This window comes from Cupriavidus phytohabitans (assembly GCF_000426345.1).
Taxonomy (GTDB): Bacteria; Pseudomonadota; Gammaproteobacteria; order Burkholderiales; family Burkholderiaceae; genus Cupriavidus.
In genome coordinates this window covers 1-11248 of sequence record NZ_AUFE01000109.1, presented here as the reverse complement: position 1 = coordinate 11248, position 11248 = coordinate 1, and the positions used below count along the sequence as shown (strand labels likewise).

The following is an 11248-nucleotide window of genomic DNA, read 5'->3' as shown; positions in this document are numbered from 1 at the left end:
GCGCTAAACAGCCAGCGCAAGCAGGGCGGCGGCCCCTCGAACCTCGTCATCTGTCAAGGGTTCGCGGGGGGAATTGCGATTTTATTGGCGGCTTAACTTGGATGGATTGGATTAACTGACCCGTGCGCGTCGTACGCGATGATTCACGAGCGCACAGGCCAGCAGGAAAACGGCGGTAATGACAAAGACGGGCCGCAGGCCGATATAGGTGGCCACCTGGCTGCCAAGCAGCGGACCGACGACCTGACCAGAGAACTGTGCCGATTGCAGGTAGCCGAGCGTCTTGCCGGAACGGTTTTCCGGCACCGACTGCCGCACCAGCTTTGCGATGGACGGCAGCAGCCCCGCGATGGTCATGCCCATCAGTCCGCGCAGCACCGCCAGTTGCCACCATTCCGAGACAAAGGCCTGCGGCACCATCACCAGCGCGGTCGCGACCAGGCATCCGACAATGACCTTCCAGCTGCCGATCCGGTCCGCCAGCGCGCCCAGGCGCGGCGCGGTCAGCATGCTGCCGAAAGCCGAGGCCGCCATCACCAGCCCGGCCATGCGAGCCTGGCTGGCGGTCGGCACCCCAAGTTGGCCGATGTAGACCGTGATGATCGGTTCGATGGACATGTTGGCCACCAGCACCATCATCGCGGTGAACAGCAGCGCGACGATGACCGGCCAGGGCGCCTCGCCAGCACCGTCGGCGCTCGCGCGTGCCGGCGCCTTCGTGTCGATGTCGCGCTGGAAATCCTCGCGAATCAGCGTGACGGTGGCGACCGCGGCCGCCGCGATCAGCGCCCCGCCAACGAAGAAGGTGCCCCGGATACCCACCAGATCGGGCAGGAAGCCGCCCACCAGCGGGCCAACGAGATTTCCGGCGAGTGCGCCGGTGGACAGCAGACCCAGCGCCCAACCGGCTTTCTCGCGCGGTGCCTGCGTGCCGATCAGCACGATGGACGCCGACGCGTAGCCGCCAATGAAGCCCGCAAGAAGCCTCAGCGTCACCAGCTGGGTCACGTTCTGCGCCAAGCCGATCAGCGACATCACCACCGCCATGCCGATGGCGGCGCGAATCAGCATGGGCTTGCGGCCATAACGGTCGGCAAGGCGTCCCCAGAGCGGCGCGGTGACGGCGGTGCCGAAGAACGTCGCGCCGAACGCGACGGCGGACCACTGGACAATCGCGTGCGGCGATGTCACGCCAAGCTGCTCGACATAGAGAGGCAGGAACGGCAACAGCATGCTCAAGCTCACGAGCGACGTGAAGGAGCCGACGACGCACACCAGCAGGTTCCCGCGCCAATAGCGGATGTTGCGCTGGGCATACCCCGCAGCCACGGGGGTTCCGGTGTCCGCGGCGCCGAGCGTCGCGCCGCCTGCGGACACCGGGTCGTTCATCGTTCTCATCGTCATGCGCCCATCGCTATTGCAGATGGCTCAAGGCTATGTGCAATAGCGGATCCTGAGAACTGAAATATCGAGATATGACCTATCTTTGATTCAGATAGGTGAGCGCATTCTTGGCCGACGGGCTACAGTTGCGCATGAGCATTGCATGGCAGACGGAGGCACGGTTCGTATGGAACTGGCAGATTTGAAGACTTTCGAAGTGGTGGCACGGCTGGGCAGCATGAACCGGGCTGCCACCGAACTGCACACCGTGCAGTCGAACATCACGGCACGCATCCGCGGGCTGGAGGAAGAACTGGGCACGCAGCTGTTCGAGCGCCATGCGCGCGGCGTGCGCCCCACACCCGCCGGCCAGCGGATCCTTCCGTTTGTGGCGCGCATTGGCAAGCTGATGGCCGAAGCGCGCGCGGCGGCTCAGGACGATGGGGTTCCCAGCGGCACACTGACGCTCGGCGCCCTAGAGACGGCCACGGCATTGCGGCTGTCACCGCTGCTCACGGGGTTCGCGCGCGCCTGTCCGGACGTCAGGCTTTCCGTGACAGCTGGGAGCACTGCCAGCTTGGTGCGAGATGTGGTGGCGTCCCGATTCGATGGCGCCTTTGTCGCTGGCCCCATCTCACATCCCGATTTGCACCACGAGCGAGTCTTCACGGAACAGCTCGTTCTTGCCACGAGTCCGGAAATTCGCTCGCTCAACGAACTGTCCCACATCCCCGACCTGCGGATCGTAGTGTTTCAATCTGGCTGCTCGTACCGCCAGCGGCTGGAATCATTTCTCGCTACAAAGGGAATCGTGGTTGCTAAGCCTCTCGAATTTGGCTCGCTGGATGCCATAGTCAGTTGTGTGTCGGCTGGCGTGGGCATTACGCTACTTCCCCGCGGCGTACTGGCCGAATTCGCCGATGCCAGACGCATCGCCATTCACAGCCTGCCGCGCAGTCTCTCCCAAGTGGACACGTTGTTCATACACCGGAGAGACGCATACCTTTCGAGCGCAATGCGGGCCTTTCTTGCCATGGCCCGCGCGAGCGCGCCAGGCAATCTTGGCCCCTAAGTCCAGCGTGGCCAAGACTGCACAACATATCTACCTCCCGTTCATTATCGATTGAGCGCTTGGCAAATTGGGGGTGTCCATGTATGGGGGGCTGAGGCGGAGCGATGGTTAGCGGCCTCAGTACGGCGCATATTGAGTTGCCCCAAGGCAAAGAACTGGTAGCGCCCCTCGACAAAGCCCAACCCGAACAGACCCAATACCGTGTCATAGTAGGTTGGGCCGCTAGCTCCTGAAGGAGCGCCCACGATTTCCTGTGCGGCTACGCGCGGATATCCCTCCATCGCCGGAGACGAAGTCCACTAAAGCTAAAGCCTAAGATAGTTTCGCATACCGGCTAGCCCTCGGCGAGCCTCCGGAAGACTGGTGTACGTCGGCCGTCAACAACGTACACCAATTCGTCCAAACTTAGTTACTGCTTCGTGAAGATTTTCGGCGCTACTGTATTGAACGTCTGCTGATTTGAGACCGCTTGTTTCTGCAACTCATCACCACGCACGTCAGACACCTTCATGCCAAATTCCTTAGCGAAGGACTTGTAAGAATCGCTTGCCAGGGCCTTGGCGAACATCTCCTGAAGTTGTTGAGCGCGCTCCGGAGCTATACCCTTCGGCGCGACCAGGTACGACATCTGCTCAAGCAGGCCATACGGGAACACGTCTATCTTCTTTTCTGCAAATGTGGGGACCTTAGGGAGAATCGCGACGCGTTCGTTCGAGAACACCCCGACAGGCTTGATCAGTCCACCTTGAATCTGAGCCATGACTTCCGAGGGTTTCAATACGCCGGCGTCAATCTGCTTACCAGCAAGGTCAGTGAGAACCTTTTGCGCCGCCCGTGTAGGGAACATTGACATAGTCAACATTCGCTGCTCGGGCCAGCATGGCAGCAAAGGTATGGTTGACGTTGTTGTTCCCAGGTGTGCCAATCGAGACTGCCCCCGGCTCCTTCTTCAACATCGCCATGAAGTCTTCGATGCTATTGACCGGGCTGGCTTTCGGCACGACGAGGACGAGTTGTTCGACGGTCGTCTGGTTCAACGCCTTGAATTGGTCAACGCGCAGCTTGGTTTCATTTTGGGCGACGATACCCATCAGCGACGACGTTGCGATACCGACGGTATATCCATCGGGTTGCACATTGGCAACCTTTGTCAATCCAATTGTACTCGTGCCGCCTGGCACGTTCTCAACAACCACTGTTACCCCCGACTTGCCGAGGATCTCGGACAGTTTCCGGGCAGTCAGGTCGACAGAGCCACCAGCGTTCCAAGGAACAATCAGCGAGATAGGCTTGGAAGGAAATGCCGCGTCCTTTGCATTGACGGTAGCGCTGAACAGCGGGGCTACAACCGTGGCAGCGCCGGCGACGAAACGAAACAGTTTCATGAGAGTGTCTCCTCTAATAATGAATACAACAACAATGCGTTAAATCAGAACTTCACGACGTAGCCAGGACCATCGATGAACGCAAACTCTTCGAAGACCGACTCGTCGACGTCAAGACCAAGACCTGGTTTCTCGAGCGGTACGACGCAGCCAGTTGCGTCCGTCTGGAAGCCTGGACCAAACATGTCCCGGAAAGGGTTGTAGTGGGACACGCACGCTTCGAAGTAGCCTGGGTTGTCCACTGCGGCGAGATAGTGGACACAAGCCGCGTGGTTGATACCGGTGGCCGAGCTGTGCGGGTGAACCTTGTAGCCCCAGGCCGACACCAACGCTGCGATACGCATGGCTTCGGTGATGCCACCCGTCTTCGAAAGGTCCGGCTGGAACACCTGCACGGCACCCTCATCAAGATAGCCGAGGGCAATGCCGCCCGCATACGCCGGAATGGGCTTGCTGCTGCCGCCGAGAAGTTTGTAGAGAGGTTGATTACAGAGTTTGCCACGGACATCCCACAAGGCCATGTGATACCGCTCAGTGCTAGAGACGCAGCGGCTCCGGTACCGTGGCTTGCGAGCTGCATCTTGTGAACCCGACTCCAGACACCATTGGTGTCAAACGCGTCCATGCCAACCACCAACGGTGCAATCGTGTTCGCAATCAAACTTGTGATGGCGCCCGGACTGCGACCCGGGTGAGCCTCCCCGTATCCGATAACGCCGGATTCTGTCTCCACGCGAATGATGATCGTGTCGCGCTTGATGGTGCTGCCAATCCCGAGTGTGACGGTCTTGCCTTCTGGCAGACGAAACGACAGCGGGATGGCTTTGACCGAGAGAATTTTGGACATGCGATGAATGTGCGAGAGGCTGCAAGTCACTCACCGCACGAGTCTGCGTAACCGTCTTTGGTCCGCGTCACCGTACCCACTTCGGCCATCCTTGAACTCAGGCCGGTCAAAAATTCGGCTGGAGGCGAGGCGCAAGGACGCCATCTTCAATAACTAAAAAGCATTGACGCAACGGTTTCGATGCAGTACATAAATGTTTACGTAGTCATCTTATGGTGACTCTTGCTCAAATGGAAGTACCAACTGTGGTGCATTACATCAACTATGACGCGAAGGTCACGCGTGCTGCCGGGGAATCCGAAGAAGTCGCAGTGGCACGGCACCGGCGTGCCGCGTAAGCCTTCGCCCGCCCCCCGTGATAGACAAATGGGACTGCCGCGATGAAAAAGTTGAAGCGAGCGGTCGAATCACCGCCCCTTGTCTGCCTGTGCCTCGACTGCACGCCGGAGAACGGTTGTCAGGTCTGCTCCGGCAAGTCGTTGCGCTGCCGTTCTGCTGTCGCCTGTCCAGAAACTGCGCTCTGCTTTCAGAATTCGCTCTTCCGTATTGCGCATGTGAAAGAACGCCGCTTGACGCGCACGTTGCGGATCTTGCGCTTCAATCGCAGCACATATCTCTGCGTGCTCCGTTCGCACCTGAGCCGTCAGGTCGCTACGCCGGGCCTCGTTGCCTCGCGTGAGCTTGATGGCGTCCCGCAGCGATCGCGTCAGCATGCCCAGCAGTTCCGTGTAGTGCGGATTGCCTGTGGCACGTGATACCGCAAGGTGAAAAGCCAGATCTTCCTCCACCCCATCCCCGTGCGCCTCCACAGCCCGGTCAATCCTCTGCAAAGCATGCCGAATATCTTCCATTTGCTCAGCGGTACGACGCTCAGCTGCCAGCGCCGCCATTTCTGCCTCGATGCCGCGCCGCAGTTCGAGAATCCGAACTACGCCCAGGGCTGGATCTACGAGGTCACGGCCAAGTCGGAAGACTTCCGCGCTCGTTGGGTCTAACACCACCGTTCCGCTTCCCTGGCGGCTCTCCACCAGCCCTTCGGACTTCAGCCGTGAAATGGCCTCTCGTATCACAGTGCGGCTTACGCCATATTGCTCCGTCATGAATTTTTCGGTCGGCAAGCGCGCATTGACCGGGTACATGCCCTTTCGAATCTGGTTGGAAAGCAGCTCTGTGATGCGATCTGCAAGAGTCGGCTCGTGGCCGCCTTTGTCCGCAGCTTGCGCTACCGCATCCGGTAACTCTTTTGTGATCTGCAATTCCGTGCTCCCCAAGCTGTTCGTGGGCCGAGACGCGACTACTAGCGTCCCTGCATTGTCTGAGACCAATTCTACCATCCCAAACAAATTTGCTTGACACATTGGTCATATCAATTTGTAATACAACTTAAGCGGCAGCAAGACTTCCTGGAAGAGATCGCATTCGGCCATGGAGACAACAGCGATGAGGTCCGTAGACCACTCAAATTTAGTTGAAAATGCATACGTATGCAGAAGGCTGCCAAACGAGATAGAAGTCGCTCTCAAGGAGCGCTTTTCGGTAAGCGTCAATGAAGGCGATGCGTTGCTGCCGCCGGCAGTCATCGCGGCCCAGGCAAAAGGGGCAAGCGTGTTGCTGGTAACGGCCACCGAACGGGTAGACGGCGACCTTCTGCGAGCGCTGTCACCGACGTTGCGGACCGTGGCAACACTGTCGGTCGGTTATGACCATATCGATCTCGTGACTGCTCGCGAGCTCGGTATCGAAGTTCTGCACACACCTGATGTGCTGAGCGACGCGTGCGCCGAAATCGCCTTACTGCTCATCCTGAACGCTTGCCGACGTGGATTCGAAGCGGATCGCCTCGTGCGCAGCGGCCAGTGGGCTGGCTGGGCACCCACGCAACTGCTTGGCAAGGGCCTTGTTGGCAAGCGTCTTGGTATCTTTGGCATGGGCCGGATTGGCCGCGCTATTGCCACACGTGCCCGTCCCTTCGGCATGGACATCCACTATCACAACCGCTCGCCGATGGACCCTGCGTTGGCGCAAGGAGCGGAATACCACGCCAGCCTTGATGGCCTGTGTCGCCACAGCGACGTGCTGATGGTCGCTGCGCCTGGTGCCCCTGGATTGAAGGGCGCCCTTGACCGAACCCATATCGCGGCACTCCCCCGCGGCGCGGTCGTCACCAATATCTCCCGAGGCGACATCATCGATGACGACGCTTTGATCGACGCGCTCAGCAATGGTCACGTATTTGCCGCCGGTCTCGATGTGTTCGCCAACGAGCCCAACATCGATCCTCGCTATCGCACCCTCGATAACGCGTTCCTCAGTCCACACATCGGCAGCGCCACCCACGAGACCCGAAACGCGATGGGTTGGTTGCTGATTGAAGGCATCGAGGCCCTGCGTCGCGGCGAACGACCTGCCAATCTGCTTACCTGACCCGCCCCACTTCTAGAAAGGCTCTATAGCAAACGGAGTTTTCCTGCCATGCATATTCAAAATTCCTCCCTTTTCCGCCAGCAATGTTATGTCAACGGCCAGTGGGTAGACTCATCCGATGGCGAGGTGGTGCCGGTCTTTAACCCCGCCAGCGGTGATGCCCTCGGGAGCGTGCCACGCATGACCGCCGCTGATGTGCAGTCTGCCATTGCGGCCGCAGAGCAAGCTCTGCCGGCTTGGCGTGCAACAAGTGCACGCGAGCGTAGTCGCTTGCTGCGCCGCTGGTTTGACCTATGCATGGCCAACCAGGAAGACCTCGCTACCATTCTGACATTGGAGCAAGGTAAGCCCTTGAAGGAGTCGCGCGGCGAGATTGCGTATGGCTCCGGCTTTCTCGAATGGTTCTCCGAGGAAGCGCGTCGCATCTACGGCGATGTCATCCCAGCGCCCACCTCCGATCGCCGCATCATCGTGATTAAGCAGCCAGTTGGTGTGGTGGCGGCGATCACTCCCTGGAACTTTCCGAATGCGATGATCACGCGCAAAGCCGGCGCCGCACTGGCGGCAGGTTGCACCATCGTGATCAAGCCAGCGTCGGCAACGCCATACTCTGCACTGGCGTTGGCCGTGTTGGCGAAGGAAGCCGGGATCCCTGACGGCGTTCTGAACGTGATCACCGGCTCGGCATCGGTCATCGGCCGCGAGCTGACTACGAGCCCTGTGGTACGCAAGGTCTCCTTCACCGGATCGACCGAAGTGGGGAAGACGCTCCTGGAGCAGTGTGCCGGCACCGTAAAGAAGGTTTCGATGGAGTTGGGCGGCAATGCTCCATTCCTGATCTTCGACGATGCCGACCTTGACGCCGCCGTGGCTGGCGTCATGGCGTCCAAGTTCCGCAACGCAGGCCAAACTTGCGTGTGTGCCAATCGCATTTTCGTCCAGGACGGGGTGTATGACGCGTTCGCCCAGAAACTCAAGATCGCTGTGGAGGCGCAGGTCGTGGGCGACGGTTTGGCGCCCGGCGTCGACCTAGGACCGCTCATTGATGATGCCGCCATCGACAAAGTCCGAGAGCACATCGAGGACGCTGTGAGCCTGGGCGGAAATGTGCTCACCGGTGGCAAGCCACACGCGCTCGGAGGTCGCTTCTTCGACCCGACAATTCTGACCAATGTCTCGCCAAAGGCCAAGCTGATGAATGAAGAGACATTTGGCCCCGTAGCACCGCTAATCCGCTTTGCAACCGAGGAAGAAGGCGTCGCCATGGCAAATGACACCCCATTCGGCTTGGCCGCGTACTTCTACACCGGGAATTACGCGCGCTCGTGGCGCGTCGCCGAAGCGCTCGAATGCGGAATCGTTGGGCTCAATGAAGGGTTGATCTCAACGGAAGTCGCCCCGTTTGGCGGTGTCAAAGAGTCGGGTATTGGCCGCGAGGGATCGAAATACGGCATCGAAGACTACATCGAAGTGAAATACATCTGTGCCGGCGGCCTTTCCGTTCGCTAAAACGACAGCAAAACAGGAGACAACACTATGAAGACCGTAGGCATGATCGGGATTGGCATGATGGGCCATGGGATCGCCACCAATGTCGCAAAGCACGGCTACCCGCTCGTACTGCTGGAGCATCCGGGCAACCAGCCACTGGACGCTCTCGTGAAGGCAGGCGCCACAAAAGCACCGACTATCCACGACCTTGCGGCCACAGCGGATGTGGTGATCCTTTGCGTCACAGGAACTCCCGAAGTGGAAGATGTGCTGTTTCGCAGCGATGGTCTCCTGAACAGACTGCGTCCCGGGACCATCGTCATCGACTGTTCCACGGCGATTCCATCGTCAACTCAACGAATCGCCGCGGCCGTTGTGAAAGCGGGCGGCAAGTTTATCGATGCGCCGATGACTCGCACTCCCAAGGAAGCGGCCGAGGGGCGCCTGAATCTAATCGTTGGCGGGGAGAAAGAGCTTTTCGAGGAGTGCCTGCCGCTGCTCAAGAGCTTTGCGGAAAACATCACCTTTGCAGGCCCAGTCGGCTCGGGGCATCGACTCAAGCTGCTGCACAACTATGTATCCCTCGGCTTCTCCGCTGTGCTGGCTGAGGCCGCAGCATGTGCGGCGCGTGCCCAAGTAAGCCCCGATGTGCTCGTGGACGTACTGGCCAAGGGTGGCGGTGCCGGCGTGATTTTGGAACGGCTTCGCCCATTCATTGAGCGCGGCGACGCCTCATCGTTCCGGTTCACGCTCTCGAATGCCCTGAAGGACATGACCTATTACGACACGATGGCGAGCGAGTTGGGGGCGAGCCATGCGACAGCCGCAGCCATCAAGGATACCTACGCGGGAGCCTATGAAGCCAATGCCGGCGCTACGGTTCCGGAGCTCGTCGCACTGCTTGCAGACACCGAAGTTGCTCACTAAGAACTCTTTCGCCCTACCGACATGACAAAGAACCAGCAGTATAGGATCGCCGTTATCCCCGGCGACGGCATTGGAAACGAGGTGGTACCGGAGGGCATTCGTGTCCTCGAGGCCGTCAGCCAGAAGTTCGGCTTCCAGCTCGATTTCACACACTATGATTGGAGCTGTGCCCGTTACCAATCAACCGGCAGCATGATGCCCGCAGATGGTATCGACCGCCTGCGCGACAACGATGCCATCTTTCTCGGGGCCGTTGGATTCCCGGGAGTACCCGACCATGTTTCGCTCTGGAACCTCCTGATTCCGATTCGCCGAGAGTTTGACCAGTACGTCAACTTGAGGCCCGTTCGGTTGCTTCCGGGCATCCCCTGCCCGCTCGCCAACAAGAAGCCAGGCGACATCGACTTCTGGATCGTGCGCGAAAACACCGAGGGTGAGTATTCCCAACTCGGTGGGCGCATGTTCGCGGGCACCGAACATGAGTTCGTGACGCAGGAGGCAGTGTTTACCCGCCGCGGCACGGATCGGATCATGCGATACGCCTTTGAACTGGCTCGCAAGCTCGGACGCCACCACGTCACCTCGGCCACCAAGTCAAACGGCATCTTTCATTCCATGCCGTACTGGGATGAGCGGTTCGCTGCGGTCGGAGCCGAGTACCCCGAGATCCGAACCGACCAGTATCACATCGATATCCTCGCAGCACGCTTTGCGATGTCTCCCGAGCGGTTCGACGTGGTCGTCGGATCCAACCTCTTCGGAGACATTCTGTCGGACCTCGGCCCCGGAGTTACCGGCACGATCGCGGTAGCGCCGAGCGCCAACATCAATCCAGAGCGCAAGTACCCGTCGATGTTTGAACCAGTTCATGGCTCAGCTCCCGACATCGCAGGACAAGGCATTGCCAACCCCATCGGGCAGATCTGGTCCGCCGCGATGATGCTCGACCACCTGGGCCAGCCGGAGGCTGCCGCAGACATTCTCAATGCCATCGAAACTGTGTTGACGGCCTCTGACCGGGTACTCACTCCAGATCTGGGAGGGACGGCAAAAACCAGCGACATGGGCACGGAAATCGCAAGGGTGGTGCTTGCATGAACGCGACTAGCGGCACCCCTCGTCCGCGCGTACTCTTGACTGACCCGATTCTGCCTGAAGCACTTCGGATACTGGAAGAGTTCGTCGACACAGAGTTCTTGCCAACAGGGCTCACGGGGACTGCCAGCGACAATGCCCTACGCGAGCGCATCGCACAATACGACGGCCTAATTGTGCGGAGGCAACTTCCGGAGGATATTTTCGAGCGGGAAACTAAGCTTCGTGCTGTGGTGCGGCATGGGGTGGGCGTTGACTTTATCCCTGTGGAGCGGGCAACGGCACAGGGGATACCAGTGGCCAATACACCCGACACGAATTCGAACGCAGTCGCGGAGTACGTTTTCTCGGCGATGCTTGCGATGACGCGTCGACTTTCAGAATTCGATACAGCTGTTCGAAGCGGAAAGTGGGACCACAGAACGACGGCGAGCCGCAATTCACGCGAACTCTTCGGAGCAACGCTTGGCGTTATTGGCTACGGTGCCATCGGCCGCCGCACGGGACAGATCGCCCGGGAGGGTTTTGGCATGAAGGTGCTCGCAAACACTCTGACGCCATCCAGTCTTGAGATAAAGTCAAATCTGGTGTACGAAGGTTGATCGTGGCCGGTTCTCAGGCGGC

At 59.5% G+C, this 11248-nt stretch carries 11 protein-coding genes and 1 pseudogene; 6 read left to right on the top strand and 6 right to left on the bottom strand.

Features of this window, described 5'->3' with window-relative positions; all coding sequences use genetic code 11:
- Positions 1-111: 111 nt before the first annotated feature.
- Positions 112-1389: an MFS transporter gene (locus K309_RS0132030; protein WP_029050100.1), complete on the bottom strand. Its 1278-nt coding sequence runs from the start codon at positions 1387-1389 to the stop codon at positions 112-114.
- A 181-nt stretch (positions 1390-1570) separates the two neighbouring features.
- Between K309_RS0132030 and K309_RS0132025 the strand changes: the two genes are divergently transcribed.
- Positions 1571-2455: a LysR family transcriptional regulator gene (locus tag K309_RS0132025; protein WP_029050099.1), complete on the top strand. Its 885-nt coding sequence runs from the start codon at positions 1571-1573 to the stop codon at positions 2453-2455.
- A 409-nt stretch (positions 2456-2864) separates the two neighbouring features.
- On the opposite strand, the gene K309_RS43850 is transcribed toward K309_RS0132025, so the two are convergent.
- The 5 genes and pseudogenes from K309_RS43850 to K309_RS38225 form a co-directional block, all read right to left on the bottom strand.
- Positions 2865-3302 (bottom strand): tripartite tricarboxylate transporter substrate-binding protein, encoded by a 438-nt coding sequence (locus K309_RS43850; protein WP_255360136.1) that lies wholly within the window; start codon positions 3300-3302, stop codon positions 2865-2867.
- Positions 3265-3840: a Bug family tripartite tricarboxylate transporter substrate binding protein gene (locus K309_RS43845; RefSeq protein ID WP_051320734.1), complete on the bottom strand. Its 576-nt coding sequence runs from the start codon at positions 3838-3840 to the stop codon at positions 3265-3267. Before K309_RS43845 ends, K309_RS43850 begins: the two co-directional genes overlap by 38 nt.
- A 44-nt stretch (positions 3841-3884) precedes the next feature.
- Positions 3885-4361 (bottom strand): enolase C-terminal domain-like protein, encoded by a 477-nt coding sequence (locus K309_RS44180; RefSeq protein WP_051320733.1) that lies wholly within the window; start codon positions 4359-4361, stop codon positions 3885-3887.
- A gap of 74 nt (positions 4362-4435) precedes the next feature.
- A pseudogene (locus K309_RS44175) lies at positions 4436-4687 on the bottom strand (mandelate racemase/muconate lactonizing enzyme family protein); the annotation flags it as partial.
- 407 nt (positions 4688-5094) lie between these two features.
- Positions 5095-5943, bottom strand: a complete 849-nt coding sequence (locus K309_RS38225) for a FadR/GntR family transcriptional regulator (RefSeq protein WP_232232587.1) — start codon at positions 5941-5943, stop codon at positions 5095-5097.
- A 184-nt stretch (positions 5944-6127) separates the two neighbouring features.
- Between K309_RS38225 and K309_RS0132005 the strand changes: the two genes are divergently transcribed.
- From K309_RS0132005 to K309_RS40890, 5 genes are read left to right on the top strand one after another with little or no spacing between them, the layout of a single operon-like run.
- On the top strand, positions 6128-7111 hold the full coding sequence (locus tag K309_RS0132005) for a 2-hydroxyacid dehydrogenase (RefSeq protein ID WP_029050098.1): 984 nt from the start codon (positions 6128-6130) through the stop codon (positions 7109-7111).
- A 48-nt stretch (positions 7112-7159) separates the two neighbouring features.
- Positions 7160-8620, top strand: coding sequence for an NAD-dependent succinate-semialdehyde dehydrogenase (locus K309_RS0132000; protein WP_029050097.1), 1461 nt, complete (start codon positions 7160-7162; stop codon positions 8618-8620).
- 27 nt (positions 8621-8647) lie between these two features.
- A complete protein-coding gene (locus K309_RS0131995) occupies positions 8648-9529 on the top strand; it encodes an NAD(P)-dependent oxidoreductase (RefSeq protein WP_035878709.1) in 882 nt (293 codons plus the stop codon).
- 21 nt (positions 9530-9550) lie between these two features.
- Positions 9551-10627: a tartrate dehydrogenase gene (locus K309_RS0131990; RefSeq protein WP_029050095.1), complete on the top strand. Its 1077-nt coding sequence runs from the start codon at positions 9551-9553 to the stop codon at positions 10625-10627.
- Positions 10624-11226 carry an NAD(P)-dependent oxidoreductase gene (locus K309_RS40890; protein ID WP_084402654.1) on the top strand — a complete coding sequence of 201 codons (603 nt, stop codon included), beginning with the start codon at positions 10624-10626 and terminating at the stop codon, positions 11224-11226. The genes K309_RS0131990 and K309_RS40890 overlap by 4 nt, the downstream gene beginning before the upstream one ends.
- The last annotated feature ends 22 nt before the right edge of the window (positions 11227-11248 follow it).